Annotated in this window: 23 protein-coding genes and 1 other RNA gene; 21 read left to right on the top strand and 3 right to left on the bottom strand. The window is 38.1% G+C overall.

Going from position 1 to position 26,838, the window contains the following annotated elements; translation table 11 throughout:
- Positions 1–289: 289 nt before the first annotated feature.
- Both AC625_RS21410 and AC625_RS21405 read right to left on the bottom strand, forming a co-directional pair.
- Positions 290–1,072 (bottom strand): M15 family metallopeptidase, encoded by a 783-nt coding sequence (locus AC625_RS21410; RefSeq protein ID WP_082191196.1) that lies wholly within the window; start codon positions 1,070–1,072, stop codon positions 290–292.
- Positions 1,073–1,151: 79 nt separating this feature from the next.
- The gene (locus AC625_RS21405; RefSeq protein ID WP_049683115.1) at positions 1,152–1,703 is read right to left on the bottom strand and encodes a hypothetical protein; all 552 of its coding nucleotides are present in this window, start codon (positions 1,701–1,703) and stop codon (positions 1,152–1,154) included.
- 258 nt (positions 1,704–1,961) lie between these two features.
- On the opposite strand from AC625_RS21405, the gene secG reads away from it, so the two are divergent.
- The 15 genes from secG to AC625_RS21335 all read left to right on the top strand — a co-directional run bounded on the left by secG (position 1,962) and on the right by AC625_RS21335 (position 17,861).
- Positions 1,962–2,195, top strand: a complete 234-nt coding sequence (gene secG, locus AC625_RS21400; RefSeq protein WP_049683862.1) for a preprotein translocase subunit SecG — start codon at positions 1,962–1,964, stop codon at positions 2,193–2,195.
- Positions 2,196–2,633: 438 nt separating this feature from the next.
- A complete protein-coding gene (locus AC625_RS21395) occupies positions 2,634–3,380 on the top strand; it encodes an alpha/beta hydrolase (protein WP_049683114.1) in 747 nt (248 codons plus the stop codon).
- A gap of 178 nt (positions 3,381–3,558) precedes the next feature.
- The gene (rnr, locus tag AC625_RS21390; RefSeq protein WP_049683113.1) at positions 3,559–5,949 is read left to right on the top strand and encodes a ribonuclease R; all 2,391 of its coding nucleotides are present in this window, start codon (positions 3,559–3,561) and stop codon (positions 5,947–5,949) included.
- 136 nt (positions 5,950–6,085) lie between these two features.
- A complete protein-coding gene (gene smpB / locus AC625_RS21385; RefSeq protein WP_049683112.1) occupies positions 6,086–6,553 on the top strand; it encodes an SsrA-binding protein SmpB in 468 nt (155 codons plus the stop codon).
- Between the two features lie 128 nt (positions 6,554–6,681).
- Positions 6,682–7,043: a transfer-messenger RNA gene (gene ssrA / locus AC625_RS26175) on the top strand.
- A gap of 607 nt (positions 7,044–7,650) precedes the next feature.
- On the top strand, positions 7,651–8,121 hold the full coding sequence (locus AC625_RS21380; RefSeq protein WP_049683111.1) for a flavodoxin: 471 nt from the start codon (positions 7,651–7,653) through the stop codon (positions 8,119–8,121).
- A gap of 4 nt (positions 8,122–8,125) precedes the next feature.
- Complete coding sequence (locus AC625_RS21375; RefSeq protein ID WP_049683110.1) at positions 8,126–8,914, top strand: hypothetical protein; 789 nt, start codon at positions 8,126–8,128, stop codon at positions 8,912–8,914.
- Between the two features lie 92 nt (positions 8,915–9,006).
- Positions 9,007–9,405 (top strand): IDEAL domain-containing protein, encoded by a 399-nt coding sequence (locus AC625_RS21370; protein WP_049683109.1) that lies wholly within the window; start codon positions 9,007–9,009, stop codon positions 9,403–9,405.
- A gap of 311 nt (positions 9,406–9,716) precedes the next feature.
- The gene (locus AC625_RS26170) at positions 9,717–9,872 is read left to right on the top strand and encodes a DUF1540 domain-containing protein (RefSeq protein ID WP_082191195.1); all 156 of its coding nucleotides are present in this window, start codon (positions 9,717–9,719) and stop codon (positions 9,870–9,872) included.
- Between the two features lie 702 nt (positions 9,873–10,574).
- Positions 10,575–11,318 (top strand): metal ABC transporter ATP-binding protein, encoded by a 744-nt coding sequence (locus AC625_RS21360; protein WP_049683107.1) that lies wholly within the window; start codon positions 10,575–10,577, stop codon positions 11,316–11,318.
- Positions 11,318–12,193 carry a metal ABC transporter permease gene (locus AC625_RS21355; protein ID WP_049683106.1) on the top strand — a complete coding sequence of 292 codons (876 nt, stop codon included), beginning with the start codon at positions 11,318–11,320 and terminating at the stop codon, positions 12,191–12,193. Before AC625_RS21360 ends, AC625_RS21355 begins: the two co-directional genes overlap by 1 nt.
- 25 nt (positions 12,194–12,218) lie before the next feature.
- Positions 12,219–13,145, top strand: coding sequence for a metal ABC transporter substrate-binding protein (locus AC625_RS21350; RefSeq protein ID WP_049683105.1), 927 nt, complete (start codon positions 12,219–12,221; stop codon positions 13,143–13,145).
- A 790-nt stretch (positions 13,146–13,935) separates the two neighbouring features.
- A complete protein-coding gene (gene efeO, locus AC625_RS21345; protein ID WP_049683104.1) occupies positions 13,936–14,781 on the top strand; it encodes an iron uptake system protein EfeO in 846 nt (281 codons plus the stop codon).
- 2 nt (positions 14,782–14,783) lie between these two features.
- The gene (gene efeB / locus AC625_RS21340; protein WP_049683103.1) at positions 14,784–16,085 is read left to right on the top strand and encodes an iron uptake transporter deferrochelatase/peroxidase subunit; all 1,302 of its coding nucleotides are present in this window, start codon (positions 14,784–14,786) and stop codon (positions 16,083–16,085) included.
- Positions 16,086–16,115: 30 nt separating this feature from the next.
- Positions 16,116–17,861: an FTR1 family iron permease gene (locus tag AC625_RS21335; RefSeq protein ID WP_049683861.1), complete on the top strand. Its 1,746-nt coding sequence runs from the start codon at positions 16,116–16,118 to the stop codon at positions 17,859–17,861.
- Between the two features lie 128 nt (positions 17,862–17,989).
- On the opposite strand, the gene AC625_RS21330 is transcribed toward AC625_RS21335, so the two are convergent.
- Complete coding sequence (locus AC625_RS21330) at positions 17,990–18,961, bottom strand: YpdA family putative bacillithiol disulfide reductase (protein ID WP_049683102.1); 972 nt, start codon at positions 18,959–18,961, stop codon at positions 17,990–17,992.
- A gap of 929 nt (positions 18,962–19,890) precedes the next feature.
- Between AC625_RS21330 and AC625_RS21325 the strand changes: the two genes are divergently transcribed.
- From AC625_RS21325 to AC625_RS21300, 6 genes are all read left to right on the top strand, one after another.
- Positions 19,891–20,859 (top strand): ABC transporter permease, encoded by a 969-nt coding sequence (locus AC625_RS21325; RefSeq protein ID WP_049683101.1) that lies wholly within the window; start codon positions 19,891–19,893, stop codon positions 20,857–20,859.
- Entirely contained in the window at positions 20,856–21,686 is an 831-nt protein-coding gene (locus tag AC625_RS21320; RefSeq protein ID WP_049683100.1) for an ABC transporter permease, read from the top strand. Before AC625_RS21325 ends, AC625_RS21320 begins: the two co-directional genes overlap by 4 nt.
- On the top strand, positions 21,686–23,308 hold the full coding sequence (gene nikE / locus AC625_RS21315; protein ID WP_049683099.1) for a nickel ABC transporter ATP-binding protein NikE: 1,623 nt from the start codon (positions 21,686–21,688) through the stop codon (positions 23,306–23,308). Before AC625_RS21320 ends, nikE begins: the two co-directional genes overlap by 1 nt.
- Complete coding sequence (locus tag AC625_RS21310) at positions 23,289–24,881, top strand: ABC transporter substrate-binding protein (protein ID WP_049683098.1); 1,593 nt, start codon at positions 23,289–23,291, stop codon at positions 24,879–24,881. Before nikE ends, AC625_RS21310 begins: the two co-directional genes overlap by 20 nt.
- Before the next feature lie 12 nt (positions 24,882–24,893).
- Complete coding sequence (gene nikR, locus AC625_RS21305; RefSeq protein ID WP_049683860.1) at positions 24,894–25,313, top strand: nickel-responsive transcriptional regulator NikR; 420 nt, start codon at positions 24,894–24,896, stop codon at positions 25,311–25,313.
- Between the two features lie 130 nt (positions 25,314–25,443).
- A complete protein-coding gene (locus tag AC625_RS21300) occupies positions 25,444–26,463 on the top strand; it encodes a HoxN/HupN/NixA family nickel/cobalt transporter (RefSeq protein ID WP_049683097.1) in 1,020 nt (339 codons plus the stop codon).
- The last annotated feature ends 375 nt before the right edge of the window (positions 26,464–26,838 follow it).

Below are 26,838 nucleotides of genomic sequence, written 5' to 3'. Positions count from 1 at the left end.
GCTCGAAAAATGTTCGATCTGATACTTTGTCAAGATAATGGACATATTAAATTAGATTTCTGTGGAGCATAAATCACGATTCGTAACGAAAAGAGCTCATTCTCGCATAATCTCAATTTCAGATCGAAATCTTAATATAGCGTGTACAGGAAGCTTCTACTTTTCGTTAGCGCTCAAGAATTCAAAAACCCGCTTGCACATCAGTAACAATGCGTAAGCGGGTTTGAATTGAGATTAAATATTTGTGTCTTGAGCAAGTAGCTTAACTCTTTGTGTAGCGGTCTCCTTATTATTTAGCAGCCAAACTAGCTTGATAATACTCTTCTAATGTTATGCCTCGATCGGTTAATTCTTGCGCTAATTTTTTGCCAACATAACGGAGATGCCATGGTTCATACTTGTAACCTGTGATGGATTCTTTGCCTTCTTCATAGCGGATGATAAATCCATAGGTTGGTGCGTTGTCAATCAGCCACTGGGCTTGGTCTGTTTCGCCAAAGCAATCTTCTGCTGCACAGGATCCATCTGAAGATGTGACATCAATAGCTAGTCCTGTTTGATGTTCACTCGTTCCAGGGGTAGCACTATAAAGCAAAGCCGCTTCTAGTCCATCTTTCTCAACATAATGATTGAATAGGCTTGTTTGTGTTTTCTGAGAGCGATAAGCGGATACGCCTGCAAGTGGTACACCTTGTTCGTCGGCAGCTTGGAATAATAACTCAAGTGCAGCAGCCGCTTCTTTTCTCATCATTCGCTTCTCAATTTTTTCGGTAAAAGTGAATCTAACATCTGGGTATACTAAGTCAGACGGCTTATAGTTATCGGGAAGAATATTCTCTTTATTCACTAATACAGGAATTTCATTAGGTTTCATAACGGTAGCGGGTACAACTGGATTCTGATTGGCACCTGTAGTGCCTTCGATTGAAGAAGTATTAGATCTTTCTGTTTGAACTGGCTTATCTTTTTCTGTTATAGGTTCTTTAACCATAGAATGGTTATCATGTGAACATCCACTAGTAACGAGTAAAAATGCTGATAAAAGCATGGTAGTCATGCCGATTTTTGACATATTTAAAGCCTCCAATTTAACTGGTCATTATACTTATATAACATAAAATTGCTTGAAATAAAATAAAAATTATCTGTTATTATCTAGAAATGTATTCGCGGACGATCGCTCTCTGGTATTTGTCAAGAAATAACCCAATCCATACAAACATGAGCAGGAATGCATAATCCTTCGAAATGGCCGTTTCAATCGTTTTCGGTGACCAGAAAGAGTCTAAAAAGCCACTTGAGTCACCTAATTGAAGGGCTTCATAAGCAACCAGACCGTGCAGTGTAAGCCAAACAATTGTTAAAGTGCTTGTCCCAAAACCAATGAAAGCAGCTATGGTACTAAAGATAATGGCTAATAAACTAATACCGACAGCAAGGAGACCGGAATGAAAAAAGTCATATTGAGTAGTGAAAAAGCTATTATACAAAATAGATAAGAAAAAGATTGAACTGCAAACATAGGCGAAAAATAATAAGGTCCGATTTCCCTTGAATTTTGAAAGAAGAAGTAGAGTGGGGGAGATCACGATAAATAGGATATTCACGATATTCATACTAACTGAGTTAAAGATGGCATACACAGCTATAATAGAAAAGAAAAGAGCGATTATATCTAATAGTCGGATAAATTTATGAAACATTGAATCCCCTCATCTCGTTAAATATTGGTATACTAGTCGTTTTCTCCGGCATTAACTGGCAGTAAGAACCCCAACCTCAAGGTTTAGAGGAATCGAAGAAGCTTAGGTGGGGGACAACTGCCAGCAAAACGGGACTAACAATCAGTGGAAAGCCCCCACTGATTAAAGTTTCACTTTATCTAATCGTTTATTGTGGAGAAGCTGACAATATGGTAAAGTAAAAGTAATGCTTAATTGTTTCGGGAGGTATAATTCATGTTGCATACCGTATTAGTAACACTTTTAATTATTGTTTCAATAGGTTTGATTGCAAGTGTTCTTCTTCAATCAGGAAAAAGTGCTGGATTATCTGGTGCGATTGCCGGTGGTGCTGAACAATTGTTTGGGAAACAAAAGGCTCGAGGTCTAGATTTAGTCTTGCATCGATTAACAATTGTGCTAGCTGTGTTATTCTTTATTTTAACACTAGCGGTTACGTACGTTGGATTATAATTCAAGATTTCAGAAATCGTCTGGCTTAATGGCCAGGCTTTTTTTACGGAATAAAACAATGGTATTTTTTTCTACAGGAATAAAAATGAGCATAATTTTACTTTACACTCTTATACTACCCAATTAGAGTCTTTCGGATAGCTTGAATTTGTTTTTTTTGTTTTAATATTTAATAGTGCGTGTTCAAAAAGGAGGATAAAAAGAGCCAAGAAAATCGAGGACCGGAGGAACAGAGCTTTGATGCAATTCGCAAGCTTTTTTACCGGACTTTTTGAACAACCTCTAACAGGACTAGTTAATCGAACGATTAGTTAAAGAGATAAAAGGGTAATACATATGAGGATAAATGGAGTTTTTCTCGTTCTATCTACATGTTAATCAATCGATTGATTAAACTAAAATGACGTGTACTGATTAAGAATAAAGGAGTTTTATACAATGAAAATGAAGTTACCTCAGCCATTTACGTTTGAAGGTGGAAAGCGTGCTGTACTTTTATTACACGGTTTTACAGGGAATTCTTCAGATGTGCGAATGCTAGGTCGCTATTTAGAAAAACGGGGTTATACAAGCCATGCTCCTCATTATAAAGGACATGGTGTCCCACCAGAAGAACTTGTTTCAACAGGTCCCTCTGATTGGTGGAAAGACGTAATGATGGGATATGATTATCTAAAAGCTAAAGGCCATGATGAAATCGCTGTTGCCGGCCTATCCTTAGGAGGGGTATTTTCACTGAAATTAGGTTACACTGTACCTGTAAAGGGTATAGTAACGATGTGTGCACCTATGTATTTAAAGAGTGAAGAAAAGATGTATCAGGGTGTTTTGGCATATGCAAAAGAGTTTAAAAAACATGAAGGAAAAACGCCTGAACAAATTGAAATGGAAATGGAACAGTTTGCGAAGACGCCGATGAATACGCTAGAAGCATTACGTGGGCTTATGGCAGATGTTCGGAATCATGTCGATCATGTGTATGCTCCAACATTCGTCGTTCAAGGTAGACATGATAAGATGATCAATACAGATAGTGCCAATATTATTTATAATGAAGTGGAATCAGATAAAAAGGAACTGAAATGGTATGAAGAATCTGGTCATATCATTACATTTGATAAAGAGAAGGAACAGCTTCATGAAGATGTATATCAGTTTTTAGAAAGCTTAGATTGGTCTGAATAACTATTAAAAACATCCATGAGCGTTCGCTCTAAAACTAAACCGATGAAAAAGGTTCAGGTTCTAAAAACTGTATCACCTTATAAAGGGGGTGGTGCGGAGCTGATTTTGCGAAGCCCCGCCCCTTTTCCACAGAAAAAGACATATTCATAATAAATTACCCTGCTAAGGAGGGATCATGATGGAAGATCAAATCCGTGATTATATGGATAAACTTCTTTCTTATATGAAAGAAGAAGCATACAAGCCTTTAACAGTACAGGAATTAGAAGAGGCACTAGCTATTGAAGATTCAGCTGACTTCAAAAACTTTGTTAAAGCACTTGTGAAAATGGAGGAAAAAGGGCTTGTCATCCGCACTCGTGCCAACCGTTATGGTTTGCCGCAGAAAATGAATTTAATCCGTGGGAAATTATCTGGACATGCGAAAGGTTTTGCGTTCGTTACACCGGATGAACCTGGAAGCGATGATATTTTCATTCCACCAAATGAAACGAAAAACGCGATGCATGGCGATATTGTTTTAGTAAGAGTCGCAACAGAAAGTTCTGGATCTAGAAAAGAAGGTACTGTTGAAAAAATTATCGAACGGGGCATTCAGGAAGTTGTCGGGACGTATTCAGAAAGCAAGAACTTTGGCTTTGTTATTCCTGATGATAAGAAAATTGCTAATGACATTTTTATTCCTAAAAATGTTTCTGGCGGTGCGGTGGAAGGTCATAAGGTCGTTGTTCGCTTAACATCGTACCCTGAAGGTAGAACGAGTGCTGAAGGAGAAGTTATTCAAATACTTGGACATAAAAATGATCCAGGTGTTGATATTCTATCCATTATTCACAAGCACGGATTACCGCTTGAATTTCCTAAGGATGTCTTGGAACAAGCCCATGCCGTGCCTGATGCCATTGACGAAAGCGAAATAGGTAATCGTCGTGATTTACGAAATGAGACACTAGTCACGATTGACGGAGCCGATGCCAAAGACTTGGACGATGCTGTTACGTTGACACAGCTTGAGAATGGCCATTATAAGCTTGGTGTACATATTGCGGATGTTAGCCATTATGTAACAGAGAATTCACCACTTGACCGTGAAGCATTTGAAAGAGGGACGAGTGTTTATTTAGTAGACCGTGTGATTCCGATGATTCCCCATCGTTTGTCAAACGGCATTTGTTCCTTGAATCCGAAAGTAGACCGTTTCACACTATCATGCGAAATGGAAATCAATGAAGCAGGTCAGGTTGTTAATCACGAGATCTTTGAAAGTGTGATTAAAACAACCGAGCGAATGACATATGATGATGTAAGAAAAATCCTTGTCGATCAAGATGAAGAATTAATGGAACGCTATGAACCGCTCGTTCCAATGTTTCAAAATATGGAAAAATTGGCTGCGATTTTGCGTAAAAAACGGATGGAACGTGGCGCAATTGATTTTGACTTTAAAGAAGCTAGAGTTCTCGTTGATGAAGATGGACATCCGAATGATGTTGTCGTTCGCGAGCGGTCTGTTGCAGAGCGCCTGATTGAAGAATTTATGCTAGCTGCAAACGAAACGGTAGCTGAGCATTTCCATTGGCTTAAAGTTCCATTCATTTATCGGATCCATGAAGATCCTAAGGAAGAAAAGCTACAACGATTCTTTGAATTTATTACAAACTTCGGGTATATTGTTCGAGGAAGTGCGAATTCGGTCCATCCAAGAGCACTACAATCGATTATTGAAGAAGTACAAGGCAAGCCTGAAGAGATGGTTATATCAACCGTCATGCTAAGATCGATGCAACAAGCAAAATATGACCCAGATAGCCTAGGACATTTTGGGCTTTCTACAGAATTCTATACACATTTTACATCGCCGATTCGACGTTACCCAGATTTAATTGTCCATCGACTCATACGGACTTATTTAATTGATGGGAAAATGGATGATGCAACACAAGCGAAATGGGATGCACAGCTTGGTGAAATTGCTGACCATACGTCAAAACGCGAGCGCCGTGCAGTAGATGCGGAACGTGAAACAGATGATTTGAAAAAGGCAGAATTCATGCTCGATAAAATTGGCGAAGAATTTGAAGGAATTATCAGTTCTGTAACGAATTTTGGTATGTTTGTTGAGCTTCCGAATACAATTGAAGGCCTCGTTCATGTAAGCGCGATGTCAGATGATTACTATCGCTTCGATGAAAGACAGCTGGCGATGATTGGGGAACGGAAAGCGAAAGTTTATCGAATCGGCGACGAAATCTCGATTCGTGTGGCGAATGTGAATAAAGATGAACGTGCGGTAGACTTTGAAATTCTTGGAATGATTAATAGCCGTCCGCGAATATCTGGAGAAAAGAAAATTTTTAAAGCTAATGCAGGTACCAGCAGACGTCGTAAAGGGGATCATCAAGACGACAGTAAAGGTGGAAACCGTAGAGGTAGTAGTCAAGGCGGCGGCAGAAAACGCAGTTCAACGAGCGATGAAGGATCTGGATCTGCACGCAAACCGAAAAAGAAGAAAAAATTCTTCGAAAACGCTCCGGCTGCTAAACGGAAGAAGAAACCGAAAAAGAGATAAAATACAGGGAAGCTGTCCCAAAAACGGTCAGAGCTTGCAACCATACATGTCAGTTGAATAACACTAAAGACTGTGTATGGAGTGCAAGGTCAGCCGCTTTTGGGACACGGACTAGTTTTCTGAAGGGGAGATCAAGATGCCAAAAGGCACAGGAAAGCAATTAGCACAAAACAAAAAAGCCTATCATGACTATTTTATAGAAGAAACATTTGAAGCGGGAATCGTGCTGCAAGGAACAGAAATTAAATCCATCCGTGCTGGCAAGGCGAATCTTAAAGATTCCTTTGCGAAAATTGAAAGAGGAGAGCTCTATTTACACAATATGCACGTCAGTCCGTATGAGCAGGGCAATCGGTATAACCATGATCCGCTCCGTACGAGAAAGCTGCTCCTTCATCGTAAAGAAATTAATAAGCTAATCGGAGAAACGAAGGAAACAGGGTACACAATCGTTCCTTTGAAAGTATATTTGAAAAATGGTTTTGCCAAAGTTTTAATTGGACTTGGTAAAGGGAAGAAGCAATATGATAAGCGTGAAGATTTGAAAAGGAAAGAAGCGAAACGAGACATTGAACGTGCATTTAGAGACCGGCAAAAGATGTAGGTCTTTACAGAACCTTACAATTGATTTTTTTGTGGAATATGCTATAATAAATCTTGTACCGATGATGACAACTGAATATCAGCAAATAAGCTGACGATTCATCTCTCGTACGCTCCATTCTTATACTTGGGGACGCTACGGATTCGACAGGGATAGTTCGAGCTTAGGTTGCGAGTCGAGGGGATCGGCCTCGTTAAAACGTCAACGCCTATAACTGGCAAACAAAACAACAACTTCGCTTTCGCTGCTTAATAACAGTCGATAGCGGTTCCTCCCTCCATGGCCCATGTGGTAGGGTAAGGGACTCACTCTAAGTGGGCTACGCCGGATTCCACCGTCTGAGGATGAAGGAAGAGACCAATCAGACTAGCTGCTCTGCCGCCTGTCGATAGGCAAATGAGTAAGCGAATCAATAATATGTCGACTACACTCGTAGAAGCTTAAGTGCCGTTATGTCTGGACGTGGGTTCGATTCCCACCGTCTCCACCAAATACATATTGTTGGTGGCTAAATACGATTATATAACATAAAGCATAAATTTTCCGTTTGGGAAGTTTATGCTTTATTTGTGTGCTTAGCATGGGTGCAGCCTTTAAGGTGAAAGCCCCAAACTGTGAAGGCGGAAATAGCATAGTTGCTTAACGCAAGAGGATACATTCAACAAATAATTTTATAGGTCCCCATTGCTTACGAAAAGCAATACTGCAAACAAGGGAAAATGAATTAATTTTTTTCTCTGTTTGTCGTGTTCAATTTCTTGATATAATACCTCGATAGGGCTGTTCTAAAAGTCGATTCTATATAAGAATCGGCTTTTTATGTTGGAATGAACAGAGTGTACAGAATTCCGAAAAATATTGGCGACCCCCACTAATTTTTAATACCTTCATCACTTGACAATGGTGATTCCTATCACTTAATATGATAATGATAATCATTATCAATTTAACATGGGTATATAAACACATATAAAAACAGTTCCCACCTTATTACTGATAAGTGTTTTAGTTATTGATCTATAAAGCGCCAAGGTGTAGTGTTGTTTTATTTTTCCATTTTATTGAGAATGAATTTCAATACCTTGGAGGAGAAATAAATGGTAAAGATAGTTCTAGTTTTTGCAAGCATGAGTGGTAATACAGAAATGATGGCAGACGCCATTGCTGAAGGTGTGCGAGAGGTAGGGGAGGACCTAGAAGTAATAGATGTTATAAACGGGTTGGAAGCGAGTGTATTAGAAGATTATGATGGGATTTTGTTAGGAGCTTATACATGGGGAGACGGCGAATTGCCTGATGATTTTTTAGATTTTTATGATGAAATGGAGAACGTTGATTTAACAGGAAAAAAAGCAGCTGTATTCGGTTCTTGTGATTCAGCCTATCCACAATATGGTGCAGCAGTAGATATCTTAATGGAAAAACTTAAAGAGCGAGGAGCAGAGGTGCATCCTCATGGGTTAAAAGTTGAATTAACACCGGAGAAGGAAGAAGAAGCCTGCCGAACGTTTGGGAAGAACTTTGTTACATCATTACAAACCCGAATTGATCAAAAAAGGGAGGATTAATTAAGTGACAAGAAGGCAGCCTATCGTCTCTGTGAAAACGATGACAGATTATTACTTAGAGTCGTTTATAAAATGTCCTTATAAATTTTATTACCAGCATGTTTTATCGTTAAATTCTAGTCAGGTAAAATGGAGACAGGTTGTCCAATTTATCATTAATCAGGTAGTACAGAACTTTTATCAACTTTCACAAGATTCACAAAACCAATTACATGTATTTAAATTAATCGATAAATATTGGAAAAACGTGAGTCCACAGTTATTCGAGTCGAAGGTACATTATTACACGGTTTTAGCAAAGACAACTAATCATTTGCTTCAATTTTTAACTGTGAAGAAAAAGCAGGAACCACCGATATTTTTGTATCAGAAAATGAATATCTATAATGAGGAACTGGAAACTCAACTTTCATTAACTTTTGAATTAGCGGAATGGTCCTCACATTCATTTACGATAAAGAAATTCCTATTGGAAGCAGATGCGGAACTGATCCAATTATATAACCATCTTGTGGTTGTAGTTTCAAATGAAGCATTTGGAAAGCTTCCTGAAAGGGTTGAAATTATTACATTATTAGAGGGCAAAAGCTATACCTATTCACCGACCATTAACAGTGTTGCGCAAGGAAACCAGTATCTAAAAAATATGAAAAAACTACTGCAACATCCAAATGATTATACAAAAACAAACTCATTGACAGAGTGCAAAAGTTGTTCTTTTATTCTTAAATGTCAAGACAGTCGCAACAGTGCTAATGAGATTGATCGTACAAATGCGAAATTTCTACATTAATCATTTTAAAAGGAGCAGACCTAGTAATATTTTTGGATACATTCAGAATCGAGATTTAATTCAACATTTTGGAATTAAAAGGAGAGAAGAAAATGCTTCAACATTTTATCGCATTAAAAACGTTTGAACATCAAATTGACTGTTTTTGTCCGGGTGGTGAACATGCAGAAATATTAATATTAAATGAAGGAGATATAATCGAAGTCACGAATGAGCGCAAATTTACGATGAGAGGGTGGTATTTTTTAGTTAGTATCAATAACAAAAATATGTTCTTTATGGCACATGATGATTTAGAGATGTATTTTATGAAAGAACAAATCTTATCTGTTTTGGATTTAGACCTACATATAAATTATTTGCAATTTAAGATAAATGAAGCGCTCGATGTAGGAGACGAAACAACCTTTCTGAATTATACAAACAAACTAATACAATCAAGTGAGCTTCAAGCGAAATTAAAGATGTATTTAGATGCCGTAGAGGTGTAAATCTACATTTACATATTTTAAGATTTTTTTAGATTTGACAGGGAAAATGCTCAATTTAAGAGTGAATTTTAAATAGTTTGTAAATTGATAAAATATGTGTTGATATTTATAGGGGCATTGTCTGTGGCAATGCTTATTTATTTGATTCAAGGAATTGCTAATTACGGTAATTCCCTTTTTTATGGAGATCCCTCCCTCCCATCAGAATTTATACAAAATGCAGGAGTTGTTGGTCCCTTTAAACATCGTTATAAATGGAGTATTAACTTTTTCGATTTTGTTAATGATAGTAAAGGAGGGGGTGTGATACTATGGCTCAAGATGTTCTATGTGAGGTAAATAATTGTCAGCATTGGAGTTCTGGAAACCAATGTAAAGCCGAATCGATTTATGTTGTAAGTCACAAAGGGAAAGAAGCATCCAATAGTGAAGAAACGGATTGCAAAACATTTGTACCTGAAGTTTAATTAATGTTTAGAAGGATGTCCTAATGGGTCGAGCCTAGCACACAACAAACAGTTTATCCACTACAGTAAATTGTTTGTCGTAGTTGCATGGGGAGGATCTATATAGGACATCCTTTTCTTTTTTATAGTATTGATAATAACTATCATTTTCATTCAATCTTTTGGAAATTTATTTTTAATGGACTTTATCGACTTTAAAAAAAGAATGAAGTATCAATACATATGAAACCAATGCCATAAAATTAGTTTTTATCCCGTATTAATGGGAGGTAGCACCCCTACCTCAAGGCTTCCTCATTAGCTTTTGAATTTAGCAACGAAAAAGTGGCTGACTCAAGATCAATCTGTGAATAAAGTAAACCCCCTTTTCAGAAACATCCGCTTTTATAATGTGAACTGTTAATAATTCCTTATGAATCATTCCGTCTTTTTGTTGAAAAATGGTTATCCAATACCCTTAAGTACGAGTTTAGAGTAAAAACGAGATGGCATAATATAATCTTTTTTTTGAAATTGTCAAATTATTGTTTACAAAATGACAAGAGCGTAATAGTATAATTAGTATAAATGTTTCCTTAGGGAAACAAATTTGTTTTAATATTAAATATTTATGCTTGGGTTAAAAAAATAACTTTAGCTATAATCTATGAGTATAGGAAAGATATGATATAGAATATTATGAAGTGGGGAGTTGTCTAAAAAATGACATATGCAATGTCTGTTCAAAATTTATTTGTTTCCTATCATGGGAATGAAGCTTTACATGATATAAACTTCACCATTGAAAAAGGAAAATTGGTTGGTATTATCGGACCAAATGGAGCGGGGAAGTCAACTTTGCTTAAATCTTTGCTGGAACTTATTCCAAAAGATCAAGGTGTAATTGAAATATTTGGTAAGTCCCTTAATGAGATGCGGAAAAAAATTGCTTACGTACCACAAAGAAGTGATATGGATTGGACCTTCCCAATATCAGTGATTGATACGGTACTACTTGGAACTTACCCAAGTTTAGGTGTATTTCGCCGTCCAAAAAAGAAACATAGAGAATGGGCATACCACTGTTTAGAAAAGGTTGGGATGGAGAAATTTAGTCAGCGTCAAATTGGTGAGCTTTCAGGTGGACAGCAGCAACGTGTTTTCCTTGCGAGAGCGTTAGCGCAGAAAGCCGATTTATTTTGCCTTGATGAGCCATTTGTGGGGATTGATATAACAAGTGAGGAAACGATCGTGAGAATATTAAAAGAATTACGTGACGAGGGAAAGTCCGTGTTTGTAGTCCATCATGATTTAAGTAAAGCAAGCACTTATTTTGATGAATTAATTTTATTAAATAAGGAGCTTATTGAGGTAGGTCCAGTTAGAGAGGTATTTCGTCCTGAAATTATGATGAAGGCTTATGAATCACAACTTACATTTATGAAACAAAATGAGGTGACAGTGTAATGGAGTTTATACATGCATTATTGGAATATACGTTTTTGCAAAAAGCCTTATTAACTTCGGTAATGGTCGGGATTATATGTGGTGTGATTGGCTGTTTTATCATTCTAAGAGGGATGGCCCTGATGGGGGATGCTATTTCACATGCCGTGTTACCTGGGGTCGCTATTTCTTACATGTTAGGGATAAATTTTTTCTTTGGAGCCGTGTTAACTGGGGTACTAACTGCCGTAGGAATCGGTTATGTCAGTCAGAATAGCCGGATCAAAAATGATGCTGCAATTGGGATTATTTTCACCGCATTTTTTGCAATTGGGATTATTCTTATTTCATTGGTCAAAAGCTCGACCGATTTATATCATATATTATTTGGTAACGTGCTGGCCGTCCGTTCTTCTGATATGTGGATCACATTAGTGATTGGGATTATCATTCTCACAGCAGTTTATGCTTTCTATAAGGAATTGCTTGTAAGTTCTTTCGATCCAACCATGTCGGCTGCGTATGGACTACCGAATCGTTTAATCCACTATTTCTTAATGACATTATTAACGTTGGTAACAGTCGCTTCATTGCAAACGGTTGGAGTCATTCTCGTCGTTGCGATGTTAATTACACCTGCCGCAACAGCCTATTTACTGACAAATCGCTTATCGGTCATGATTTTCATGTCAGCATCATTCGGAGCATTATCAGCAATTTTCGGTTTATTTTTAAGTCTTATTTATAACGTAGCTTCTGGAGCGGCAATCGTCTTGGTAAGCACATTTCTCTTTGCTTTGGCATTTTTATTCTCACCTAAACAAGGTGTGCTTTTTAGAACAATTAGAGCAAGAAAGGTGAAATCTGCACTTCGAGATAATTCCCTTAAGGGATAATAAAAAGTTAAAGGAGGAGAACGTAATGAAAAAAATCGGGTTATTATTTTTAGTTGCACTATTTGTAATCAGTGGATGCTCACCTAAAGCGAACACATCCACAAAAGAGAAGGATGATAAATTAAAAGTAGTAACGACTTACTCTATTCTTTACGATATTGTCAAAAATGTCGGTGGTGACAAAATCGACATTTACAGTATTGTGCCTGTTGGAACGGATCCGCATGAGTATGATCCATTACCAAGAGATGTTCAAAAAACAGCGGATGCTGATATCGTATTTTCTAATGGGCTGAACTTAGAAACAGGAAATGGTTGGTTTGATCGACTGCTAGAAACAACAGATAAGAATGGGAAAGATGCACCTGTATATGTATTAAGCAAGGGAGTTGAACCACAATATTTAACTTCTAAAGGAAAGGAATCAGAACAAGATCCTCATGCTTGGCTAAATATAGAAAACGGGATTAAATATGCTGAAAATGCACGTGATGTTTTAATAAAAAAAGACCCCGATAATAAAGAGTCCTATGAAAAAAATGCTGAAAATTATATTAGCGAGTTACAAAAGCTACATGATGATGCAGTTAGTCGATTTTCTGATATTCCAAAAAATCGTCGTGTTTTAGTGACAAGTGAAGGGGCGTTCAAATATTTTTCAGCTGCTTATGGACTTGACGCTCAATATATTTGGGAAATCAATACGGAAAACCAAGGAACACCAGATCAAATGAAACGGATCGTTGATATTGTGAAAGAGAAGAAAGTGCCTGGATTATTTGTTGAAACAAGTGTTGATCCACGAAGCATGGAAAGTCTTTCAGACGAAACCGGAGTTAAGATTAAAGGTAAGGTTTTTACCGATTCAACGGGAAAACCAGGTGAAGATGGCGATAGTTACCTGAAAATGATGAAATGGAATTTAGATATGATTCATGGTGGATTAGAATAATAAAGCGTGAATTAGTTCTATAGTTCAGGATCGTTGATTGCGATATAACAAAAAAATCCTCCTAGGTGTTCGAATAAATATGGTTCGCTAACCAATATTCAAACACTAGGAGGAATTTTTATGTCAAAAAATAAATTCATTTTTAGTATACACAACATGATATTGTAACTACCATATTGTTTTGGCAGCAAAGTACAGAAGGTAGATACATATGAAAAAATCAAAAAAGATATAGGCGGGATATGAAGAAGGTTATACTGCATCGTGAGTAATAAATGCAATTGTGGTTTTTCTATGAAGGACATGGGGCGGGGCTCCGCAACCTTATAATATAGCCAATCTTCTTAGCGGATATACTTTTTTATTATAGAAAGTCACCCAAAACCCAACTCCGCACCGCCACCATTGTGATTAGGCGAGTGTAGCGTGCTACAGGATGAATCCTTCATGATAAATGGTGGCGTTTTAACGCCATATTTGTTTTGTATGAAGGACATGGGGCGGGGCTCCGCAACCTTATAATATAGCTAATCTTCTTAGCGGATATACTTTTTTATTATAGAAAGTCACCCAAAACCCAACTCCGCACCGCCACCATTGTGATTAGGCGAGTGTAGCGTGCTACAGGATGAATCCTTCATGGTAAATGGTGGCGTTTTAACGCCATATTTGTTTTGTATATCTTTATAAAAGTTATGGTAATTATCAAAAAAAGTTGAAAATGAGTAACGCCGTTGTATAATATAGTGAGAATGGTTTTCAATACAAATAAAAAGGGGAATTATAGTTTATGAGAATGTTTGGATTATCTTCCGTTTTATTAATATCTACGAGTCTTTTATTTGGTTGTTCAGCGAATGAACAATCTCCAAAGAAAGATACAAAACCAAAAGAAACTGCTGCTCCAGCCGCCGATCTAGAAGATGTAACAAAGGCTTATCGAGACTTTGCAATAGGTGAAATCAGTCAGTTTGTTAAAGCAACAGAAGAGTTTACCAATGCAGTAAAAAGTGGAGATATTGAAAAAGCGAAAGAATTGTATCCAACAGCCCGTATGTATTATGAACGTTCAGAACCGATTGCCGAAGTATTTGGAGATCTCGATCCGAAAATCGATGCACGTGAAGGCGATGTTCCGGAAGAAGAATGGACCGGTTATCATCGAATCGAAAAGGGTTTGTGGGAAGAAAACACAACAAAAGGTTATGAAGAATACGCCGATCAATTGTTGAAGGATACAAAGCTGCTTCGTGCAAAAGTGGAAACGGTTGAAGTAACCCCAGATGTGCTAATTACAGGTGCTGTGGATTTATTAAATGAAGTATCTACTTCAAAAGTTACTGGTGAAGAAGATCGCTATTCACATACTGATTTATACGACTTTGCTGCTAATGTCCAAGGTGCCGAGAAAATCTATGAATTATTACAACCTGCCTTAGAAAAAAAGGATCAAGCCCTTTCGGAAAAAATTGGCGAACATTTTAACCAAGTCAATCAATTACTTGAAAAACATAAAAAAGATGATAAATATATTCTTTACACAGAATTACAGGATTCTGAGATTAAAGAGTTAAGCCAAGCGATTGATGCTTTAGCTGAACCATTATCACAACTGGGAATTGTTATGGAGGGATAAAATTGTCCGATTCATCCAAGAAACAAGATAAGGAACCCGCATTTTTGGATAAGCAAGTGACACGTAGAAATGTATTAAAATATACAGGCATAGGTGGCCTTGGGGTCCTACTTGGAGCTTCTAGTCTTGGTGGTGTCTTTGCTATGACGAAACAAGCGCCATCTGAGACTGGAAAAGCTGATAAAAATGAAACTGTTCCTTTTTATGGGAAACATCAAGCTGGGATTATAACAGAAGCGCAGAATAATGTATATTTCGTTTCCATGGACGTCATAACTACGAAGAAAGAAGAGGTAAAGCATCTATTTAAGGAATGGACAGAAGCGGTTGCGCTGATGACAGCTGGAAATCCAGTTGGAGAACTATCTCCGAATCATTACATGCCACCGAAAGATACGGGAGAAGTGATGGGTCTTTCACCTGCGAAATTAACAGTCACTTTTGGAGTAGGCCCTAGTCTGTTTGTTTTGGATGGAAAGGATCGCTTTGGTCTGAAACATAAACAGCCAAAGGAATTAGTTGATTTACCAAAATTTTCATTTGACTCTTTGGAAAAAGATTGGACCGGTGGGGATTTATGTATCCAAGCATGTGCCGATGATCCACAGGTTGCTTTTCACGCTGTGCGAAATTTAGTTCGCATTGCAAGAGGAAAGGCAACGATTCGTTGGGCACAAGAAGGGTTTCAACGATCAAAGCAATCCGATCCAAAACAAGAAACGCCACGTAATTTATTTGGCTTTAAAGATGGAATCGTAAATCCTAATGTACAGGATAAACAAGAAATGAATAAGGATATTTGGGTTCAACCCAATGACGGACCGAATTGGCTTGAAGGTGGATCCTACTTAATTATAAGAAGAATTCAAATGTATATTGAAGTATGGGATCGCTCGACTTTAAAGGACCAAGAGGAAACTTTCGGACGCTATCGAGATAGTGGGGCACCATTAGGTCAGAATTTAGAAATGGATCCCGTGGATCTTGAATTAAAGGATCAGAGTGGAAAACTTATGATTCCAGAAAACGCCCATGTGCGGCTAGCAAAAGGTGATGGAAAGCAAGTGATTCTTCGACGCCCTTATTCTTATACAAATGGAATGGATGCGAAAACAGGAAGCTTTGATGCAGGATTACTATTTATTTGTTTTCAACGCGAGCCTAGTAAACAATTCATTCCTATGCAGCAACGCCTCGCGAAAATGGATAAATTAAATGAATACACTGTCCACAAAGGAAGTGCGATTTTTGCTTGTTTACCAGGAACCTCATTAGGCGGTTTCATAGGGGAAACGTTATTCTAGAATAAAATGTCCATGGAAGAAGGAATGTCTATGCGATCGGTAACTTTTCAGAAATGCTGGATCTTACTATTTATCGTATTGCTCAGTTTTGTAAAAACACCATCGATTTTAGCGGCAGAAAATCATGATGAGTTATTTATCTCTATTGGTGATGCCTTAATGGATACTAAGGATGCCAAATGGGAGTCTGTTCGTGATTCTATGAAACAATTTGAGCAAGAGTGGAATTCTATTAAAAAGTCGGATAGTATATTTGCGGAAAAAGTTGATACCCAATTGACTACAGTAAATTCCACTTTAAAACATAAAGATCAGCAAGCGGTGAACCAGGCACTTTCTGATTTATCAAAAGCTGTTCAAGAATATGATACGGAACAAAATCCAGTAAACAATGAGAAGGAAAAAGAGAAGGTAAAACAGCTACTTCCAATAGTGGAAAACATGCGGAAAACCGTTGAAACAGGCAATTTTACCAAAGCGAAAGAGGAGTATAAAGCTTTCCTTTTTGAATGGAATTCCAATGAGCTCATTGTTCGAAATGAGAGTGTCGTCTCTTATGGAGAAATCGAAAAGCAGTCAGCATTTTTGCGGATTGCGATCACACAAGATCCTCCGAATCAGCAAAAAGCCTTGTCGGCATTGAGTGATTTAAAGATGGCGATAAGCAATTTTCTAAGTGGAAATGTTCAAAAAAAGTCAACGGATACGTATAAGTTGAATGATGGCTTACATTTATTAAGCAGTGCCGAAAAAAAAATTCAAGATCAGGAATTTAACGGAGCCATTTCGGATCTCAACGAGTTTTTAACGATATGGCCCATGATTGAAGGAGAAGTACGAACAAAGAATAACCAGTTGTACAATGACATTGAAATGAATGTTCCAATGATTATTAGTATAATTAGTTCCAAAGAGATTGATACAAATAAGGCTGAATCGATGACGAATGACCTTATTGATCGAATTGGTTTGGTTATGGAAAATACTAGTTACTCAGCATGGGATGCAGCGCTTATTTTATTAAGAGAAGGCCTTGAAGCGCTTTTAATCATTGCAACTTTAGTGGCATTCCTTAAGACTACAAATCAAGCAAATAAACAAAAGTGGGTTTGGGGAGGCGTAGCAGCTGGGGTTTTAGCAAGCGGAATTATAGCGATCATCATTAATATTATTTTTTCAAAAATAACCGCTGCTTCAAGTCGTGAATATATTGAAGGAATTACAGGGATTGTCGCCGTACTAATGATGCTAACGGTAGGAGCATGGTTACACAACAAGACGAACATCCGAAATTGGAATCAGTATCTGGATCGACAAATGAAACAAGCCATTGCAACGGGGAGCCTATTCTCTTTTAGCCTCATTAGCTTTCTATCAATTTTCAGAGAAGGGGCAGAAACCATCATTTTTTATGCCGGAATGGCACCAGAAATGAGCATGAGCCAGTTACTTCTAGGAATCGTTTCTGCTTTACTCCTATTAATTGTAATTGGATATATCATCATTCGTTATAGTGTCAAAATACCCATTCGTCTGTTCTTTATCATCGCTACATTGCTCATTTATTTCTTTGCTTTTAAAATTCTTGGTGTTAGCATTCATGCATTACAAATCTCGAATGTCATACCTACAAATCCTATCAAGTCATTTGTATTTATTCAATCGATAGGTATTTATCCTACATTTGAAACGATCATCCCACAAGCGATTTTGCTAGTCTTTATTATCGCTGCTGCGATATGGGTGAAGAAACATAATCGGGTAAAAGCGATGTAACCAGATTATCTTATGGATAATCTGGCTTTTTTATGTACTTAGAATGAAAAGAAAAAAACTATAAATTTATTTCGCATGAATCGAAGAAGTTGCGGTGCTCATTTGTTTTATTCCCTTCGTAAACGATGCTATTTTAGACGCCGTTCAATTTCCGCTGCAATTTTCAATCCATGGAAACGCCCATCTTCAATATAAACACGATTTGTAGTGCCGCCAGTTACAACGCCTGCAAGAAAGATGTTATTAACGTTTGTTTCATAAGTGTCTGGATTAAAGGTAGGTACTAATGTCTGAGAATCAATTGTAATCCCCATGTTTTGAAGCATTGTTGTATCTGGTTGATATCCAACCAGTGAGAATACATAGTCATTCGGAAGCGTGACTGTACCTTCTTGAGTATGTAAGCAAACTGTTGTTTCATTGATCTCCTCAATGCTAGAATTAGGATAAAATTTTATTTTTTCTTTTTCAACAAAATTTCGGATATCTAAAAGTAAAGATGGTTTAATTCCTTTGTAAACAGTGTCTCCACGATGGACAAGTGTGACACGTGCCCCGTTGCGATAAAGGTCAATCGCTGCTTCGACAGCAGAGTTTTTCCCCCCAACTACGGTTACGTCTTGGCCGTGAAAGGAATGGCCTTCTTTGTAATAATGCATAACCTTCGACATGTTTTCTCCTTTAACACCGATTCTTTTCGGGTGATCAAAGATTCCGGTAGCCATAACAATCATACGGGCTTGATAAGAACTATTTGTTCCCTTGCGATCAACGGTATGTATAGTAAAAGAATCTGTATCTTTCGAAACACGATGAACCTGTTGATAGCATTTAATATTAATAGCTTGTCGTTCTGTAACGAGGCGATAATATTTTAACAACTCTGTTCGTGTCGGTCGTACTTCTTGAGATAGGAAGGGGATATTACCTATTTCTAGACGATCTGAAGTACTGTAGAAGCGCATATCCAATGGACAATTAACGATTGAATTCACAATCGCTTCTTTTTCAATAATTACATAACTGATCCCTTTTTCTTGTAGGGCAAGACCGGTAGCTAAGCCGCATGGACCTCCACCGATAATGACAACATCATACATGATTTGATAATCCTCCATTTATGATTTCGCTTTTTCTTCTACCATCTTTACCCACGTTGAGTATAAAGATACTTTCGTTTGCTTTTTTTCGCTATATTCAATTGTGTTCATCCCTATTATTTTGAGAATAAGTTATATGGTTGGCCTGTCATAATTAAAAAATCCAATTTTTCCATACTGTCGCTTGGTTTACATATTGAAAAATTAGTATCACCTGAATTAGCAATGATTAGATTGTTAAGTAATTTACACACTACCAGATGATATTGTAGAATATTTTTTAAAAAAGGCTGTCATAAAACTTGCATAATGGGTATAAGGATTATAGTATAAGTATTGGTCGTTTTAAAATTCCATTCCATGTGTATGTCCGTGTTACAAATCGAAATAATCGTGTTACCCAGAATGAACTCTTTGGCATCAGGGAAGTCTCTTTACTAATTCAGAACAAAAGATTGGATGCAAACATGAATATCTAAAAAGGCCAAATTAGCTATATGTTTTGCTGAAAAGTACGATGGCATAGTAGTCATATGAATTGAGGATGACAGACAGAAAAGATAGAAGTGAAAATACAGCAGTTAGCTACTAGAATTTAAGATGAGGTTATTTAATGAAATTTTTTCGATAGTATATCTGGCTACCACCAATCCTTCTTTAATTTTTGAGTAATAGCGTTTTTTGCTTTAGTCTCTTTCGTATTCTTTCTGAGACACATCAAAAGGCAAGCGATTATCAGAGTACAGAAGAATAGCATTATAAAAGAGTACATAGGGGAATCTTCTCAGAAAATAATTTGCCCCTCAGGTACATTCGTGTTACGTATTGTTAAAAATGTGTTACTTTTATAAAAAATTGGTAATGAATTTTGTGAATGCAAGACAAAGCAGTCCGCTCTTTGAGTTGCATAAGAAAAAAAGGGAGGGCTTATGACTAGGTATATTGTTTCAAGATTATGTGAGGCGATAGTGGTGCTTCTTATTGGAAGTATTCTCTGTTTTGCATTTATTCGAGTGTTGCCAGGCGATCCTGCCGCCGCTATGTATGGGGATCAGGTCCAAAAAATGAGTCAGGCTGACAAAATCCGTATTGCTGAAAATCTTGGATTGAATGAACCGTTATATACACAATACGGCAAGTGGTTTATGGGTGTGCTACAAGGAGAATGGGGGCGGTCATACACGACGGGTGAAGACGTTAAAACCATGATTGCTCATACGATCGAACCAACTATTATCCTCATAGTGGCGTCTGCGGTTGTCACAGTAGTCCTGTCTCTTTTTTTGGGAGTCATTACTGGGCTCCGGCGCTACTCATTTTTAGATCATGCGATCACCGTTGCTTCTTTTATTTTCATGTCGATACCATCTTTTTGGTTTGCCTTAATGCTTATGTTATTTTTCTCCGTCTATTTAGGGATGTTACCAACAGCCGGTATGGGTCAAGGAGGAATAGGGGATTGGTTGAAGCATCTCATCATGCCAGCTTTTGTTCTGGGCTTATCTCATATTGGTTATTATATTCGCATATTGCGCAACCACGTCGCTGTCACGCAGGAAAAAGAGTTTGTTTGGGCTCTTAAAGCACGTGGTATTTCTGAGAAAACGATTCTTTGGAAGCACATATTTCCAAATGCTTCCCTTCCTTATCTTTCTTTTATGGGGATGTCACTTTCGCTTACACTCGCCGGATCCGTTGTAGTAGAGACGTTGTTTTCATGGCCAGGTCTTGGGAGACTTTCATTAAAATCGGCGCTTGCCCATGATTATCCCGTTTTGATGGCTGTCATCTTGCTGAGTATGAGTATCGTTATTCTTGGTAGCTTCGTGGTTGATCTCATTTGTGCATGGATCGATCCGAGAATGCGGCAACATCTGTTGAAGGAGGAAGGCAGATGAGAGAAAAGAGAAAGTGGTTTGTAAATGCTCTTCTTTGTTATTTATTATTCTTGCTTTTGGTGACTTTTTTGGCACCAGTATTAACACCATATGATCCACTTTCAATTGGATTAGCGAAAACTTTGCAATCGCCAACTAGTGTTCATTTATTTGGAACGGATGAACTTGGCCGTGATGTATTAACACGCTTACTGTACGGGGGGCGTGTATCACTCACTGTCGGAGCAGCGGCCATGATGATGGCACTTGTGATTGGCGCAGGCTTCGGGGTTGTCAGTGGATTTTTGGGTGGAGTGGCTGATCGCATTATGATGAGAATACTTGATGCACTCATCAGTATTCCAAGTATCTTGCTTATGATTGGTATTCAAGTATTGATCCCCGCCAGCTTGCTTTCAGTTGTGGTTATTATCGGCATGACAAGTTGGATGCCGATTGCCCGTTTAATCCGAACTGAAATCTTGTCTTTAAAAGGAGAGACATTCATCCAAGCTTCAGTTGTGGTTGGAGCTTCATCATCTCAACTGTTAACTCGGCATTTACTGCCACAATGTTTACCGACGATTATTGTGATGTCCATTAGTGGAGTGAGTCATGCCATTTTATCAGAGGCAACTCTGAGCTTTTTAGGGATTGGCATACCTCCTCATGAACCATCATGGGGAAATATGTTAATGGGAGCGCAAAGTTATTTATTATCAGGCGCATGGTGGATTGCCTTGTTTCCCGGCATATTAATTACTTGTACCGTTCTGGCAGTTACCTATTTAGGTGATGTGTTGCAGGACCGCTTTGCTTTACCACAATTAAAGAAAGGAGGGAGATAATGAAGGAACATGTATTAACAGTTGAAAATCTTTCTGTATGTCTTCAGTCAAACAAGGAACAGCAGCTTTTGGATAATGTTTCATTTGTTGTGCCATCAGGTGAGATTGTCGCCATTATTGGTGAAAGTGGTTCTGGAAAAAGTATCACAGCAAAAGCGATGCTTAACTTACTGCCAAAAGGAATCGCCATCTCTTCCGGCAAGATAGAATTTTTACATGAAAATGTGCTTACTATGAGTAAAAAGCAACAGCAGTTTTATCGTGGAACCCAAGTGGGATTTGTGTTTCAAGATACATATGCTACTTTTGATGCCATGCGAACGATTGGGCAGCACTTTAGAGAGTTGTTTTCCGCCCATACGAATCTTTCAAAGCAAGAAGTAAAAGAGCGAGCCATTCAATTATTGCAGGATATGCAGCTGCAAAATGCAGAGAATGTTTATGAATCGTATCCGTTTGAACTTTCTGGGGGAATGAGACAGCGTGTTCAGCTCGCACTAGCTTTAGCACTTGATCCAGTGTTGTTAATTGCGGATGAACCAACTACGGCATTAGACTTGCGTATTCAGGCAGACGTTCTTCGTCTTATTAAGGATTGGAGCACTCGCACGGGCGGGAGCGTTCTTTTTATCACGCATGATCTTGGAGTGGTTGCAGAGATGGCAGACTATGTTGTCGTTATGAAAAATGGAACGGTTATTGAGACTGCCCCAGTAATGAATTTATTTGATCATCCAGTTCATGAGCACACGAAGCAATTGCTGCACCATCACCGGGAGCTTACCAATATACAGGAACAGCTTCATATAGCCGACAGTGAGTCGCTTCTTACAGTAGAACATGTAGGGAAAGCTTATTTCAAAAAGAAATGGTTTCGCAAACATTCTGTACAAGCGGTGAGTGATGTCAGCTTTCCTATTCACAAAGGGGAGATTGTTGGGTTAATTGGTGAGAGTGGTAGTGGAAAAAGCACCCTTTCCCGCTTATTACTGCAATTAGAGTTATACGAGCAAGGTAAAATAATCTGGCACGGTACCCCTCCTTTTCGTAAAGGTGTCCAATGGGTACATCAGGATCCGCTTTCTTCATTTGATCCTCGCTGGAATGTAGAGAAGATTGTTGGAGAAGGATTGGATTATTGGAAAGAGAAAAGCGACAACAAACAGCAGAGAATTAAGGAAGTGTTGCAAAACGTCGGGCTGCATGAAAATATCCGTTCCGTTTACCCTTATGAGCTATCAGGAGGAATGAAGCAGCGGGTTGCCATTGCAAGGGCACTTCTCCTACAGCCAGAACTACTTATTTTAGACGAGCCGTTTGCCAGTCTAGATATGAGTTCTCAGGCAAGAATGCTATCGTTATTACAAGAAATAAATCAAAGGGAAAAAACAGCTATACTTTTTATCTCACATGATATTCGAGCAGCAATGGCACTTTGCCACCGTATTCTTGTGATGGAAAAGGGGAGAATTGTTGAAGAGGCAAATGCAAATGAGCTGGTCTCTTCAATAAATGTCTATACGAAAAGTTTATTAGCGTCGATGCTCACTTTGCATCCTAGTGATCGATTACAAGACAAAAACAAAATGGAGGAGAAAGAATATGCAATTCAAAAAAACTAAAGCAGTACTTATATCAACATTTGTATCAAGTATGCTGTTATTAGCAGGATGTGTTGGGGACAAATCGGCAGAAAAACCTACAGATAAATCTCATCAAGCAACCAAACAGCTCGTCTATGGAATAGAGGCGGAAATTGAACAAGTGAATCCAGTTTTAAATGAAGAAGAGCATAGTGAGCTTGATAGCTTGATATTCCGGGGCCTTACTAAACCGACAGAGAAAAATGAAATTGTTGCTGACTTGGCAACGGATTGGGAGATCTCACCCGATCAGTTGATTTACACATTTACTCTTCGTGATGATGCAAAATGGCAAGATGGAAAGCCTGTCACAGCTGAAGATGTGAAATTTACCTTAGATAAAATAAGGGATCCAAAAACAAATTCGCCGATTTCTGGTGATTTCAATGAAATAAAGGCCGTTGATGTCCTTAAAGAAAATCAAGTGCAAATCACCTTAAGCAACCCGTTCCCGCCTTTACTTGACAAGCTGAAGGTCGGTATTGTACCAAAACATGTATTGCAAGGTGAAGATATTAACACAACGGATTTTAACCAAAATCCAGTTGGGAACGGCCCTTTTAAACTGAAAGAGTGGAGCAATGATCATACAATTACAGTCGAGCGCAGCGACACCTATTATGGCGTGAAACCAAAACTTGATGAAGTCGTTTTTAAACCGATACCTGACGCTAATACACGTGCATTACAATTAAAGACTGGAGAAATAGATCTTGCACTTATGGAACCTAATCAACTTGCAAGTGTGAAAGAAAACGATAATTTTACTGTTAAGACGATTTCAACAGCAGATTACCGGGCCGTCATGTATAATTTTCGAAATCCTTTATTCAAGGATGCAAGGATTCGCCAAGCAATGAATTTAGGAATTGATCGTGATGCAATTGTAAGTGGCATGCTAGCTAATAAAGGAGAGCCAGCATACGGTCCGCTACAAAAATCATGGGCCAATGCACCACAGAAAGACATGTATTCGTATCAGCCTGAAAAAGCAAATAAATTACTTGACGAAGCAGGCTGGAAAAAAGGGAACGACGGTGTACGTGTTAAAGATGGCAAACGATTGGAGTTTGACTTGGTTTCGCCGATAAGTGATCCTGTCCGAGTGGCGCTTGCCAATGTTGTAGCAGAGCAATTGAAGCCGCTGGGTGTTTCAGTTATTTTAAAACCATTGGACTGGTCAGCGATAAAACTTGATGAAGTGGATGCTTTTGTAATTGGTTGGGGCAGTCCATTTGATCCCGATGATCACACATACCGTATTTTCCACAGCAGCCAAATTGGTGACGGTCTTAATAATTTGACTGCTTACCAAAATTCAAAAGTAGATCAGCTATTAACAGACGCGCGGATCAATCCGGATAAAGAGAAGCGAACAAAATTTTATGAGCAGTTCCAAAGAGAGTTAGCGATAGATCCCGCCTTTAATTTTCTTGTTTATTTAGATGCTTTATATGGTGTAAATAAAAAAGTGAGTGGCATTACCACCCGTACATTAGGTCATCATGGATCTGGAGTGCTATGGAATATTGAAGAATGGGATAAACAATAGGGGGAGTATATGGTGGAAGATTCTACACTAAAAAGATTTGGCGTTTCCATGGAAGGTCATTTACTTCGAAAGTTTGACCACTTAGTCCAACAGAAAGGGTATGAAAACCGTTCTGAAGCCGTTCGGGACCTTGTTCGTGATGCCCTAATTCAACAGTCGTGGGAAGAGGAAGAACAAATTGTGGCAGGAAGCATCCTTTTATTTTACAACCATCATCAAAGAAATCTTCTAGATGAACTCACAAAAGTCCAACATGATATGCATGATTTTATCCTGGCTACTACACATTTCCATTTAGATCATGCCAGTTGTCTTGAGCTCATCGTAGTAAAGGGAAAGGCGAAAGACATTCAGCAGCTCAGTAATAAATTGACCAGTCTAAAAGGCGTAGGTTATGGAAAGTTTACAGTGGCACCAGTAGAGCAAGTATAAGGGTTAATTGAAATTTTTTATCCCGGTTTAACAGGCTGTAATACCCTCACCTAAATGCTTGTATAGCGAATCAAGAAAATAGGCGGGGGATTACTGGCTAATCTAGCTGAGGGAAGGAAGTCGTTGAGAAATGAAAGGTAAAGACTGGAAGGTATTTATCTGGAATCGGTATATGTTATATGTTTTAGTGATCCATGTCGCCGGATTCATAGCGTTATTTACAGCAGTACCAACTCATCCAACCTTTATTGGCTTGGGGATCGCTGCGTATGTTTTTGGTATTCGTCATGCATTTGATATTGATCATATTGCTGCAGTCGACAACACGATTCGTAAATTAGTTGCCCAAAAGCAAGATTCAAGAGGAGTAGGATTCTACTTCTCATTAGGACATTCAACTGTTGTCTTTTTATTAGCTGTATTAACAGCTGTATCTGTAAAGTTTGTCGCAAAATACATGTCTAGCATGCAAGATATAGGTGGGATTATCGGGGTCACAGTATCAGGTGTTTTTCTAGTATTCATAGCTATCTTAAATTTAATGTTATTTATGCAACTATGGAAAATTTTCCGTCGATTGAAAGAAGAAAAAGTGTCTGAATCAGAACTAGAGAAAATGTTTGAGGCGAAAGGCTTTTTTACGCGTTATTTAAAGCCGTTATTTAAAATAGTAACGAAAAGTTGGCATATTTATCCGATTGGGTTTCTGTTTGGTCTAGGATTTGATACAGCAACAGAAATTTCATTATTGACGATGTCAGCGGGTGCAGCGAAAAGTAACCTACCTGTGCTCGGGATTATTTCACTTCCATTATTATTTGCAGCTGGTATGAGTTTATTTGACACGTTAGATGGTATTTTAATGACGAAGAGTTATGCTTGGGCACATAATAAACCGGTTCGGAAAGTTTACTACAATTTAACAGTAACAGCGATTTCTGTTGTTGCAGCATTAGCAGTTGGGATTGTTGAACTAGCACAAATTACGACCGAAAAACTTCATTTATCAGGTGGTTTGTGGAATGATCTTGCAGCAATCGATTTTGGCAATTTAGGTTATTTTTTAGTTGCTGCGTTTTTAATTATTTGGGGTGTATCCGTATTTATCTGGAAATATTACAGAATTGAAGAACGCTATACACTTAAATAACTCATTAATGTAATTGGATGTCCCATTTTTCACTATTAAGTGGAAGTAGTCTAAATAGGAATAAAGAGACGATTTCCCCTAAGGTTTGGGTGAAATCGTCTTTATTTTATGTACTGATGTTGGCAGATGAAAAAAATGACTTGAGTCTGCCCGGTAGCGAGGGGACCAGATCCTTTTGGGATACCCTCATCTGATGTATCCAGCAATAGAGGCTGTTTAATAAGGGAAAGTCATACAATTGTCATAAAGAATAAGGTTTTAATGATTGTTAGGTTCTTATCATAATTGTATACTATACATATAAATGTTAGATTTTGTTTAAAGTTGTTATATTTTGTTGAGTTCGTATAAAAGGAGTAATAAGGTTAAGAGGAG

Origin of the sequence: Peribacillus loiseleuriae (genome assembly GCF_001183985.1) — a bacterium.
GTDB lineage: Bacteria > Bacillota > Bacilli > Bacillales > DSM-1321 > Peribacillus > Peribacillus loiseleuriae.
Note: the sequence above shows the minus strand (reverse complement) of the source record. Positions and strands in the feature narration are given on the sequence as shown.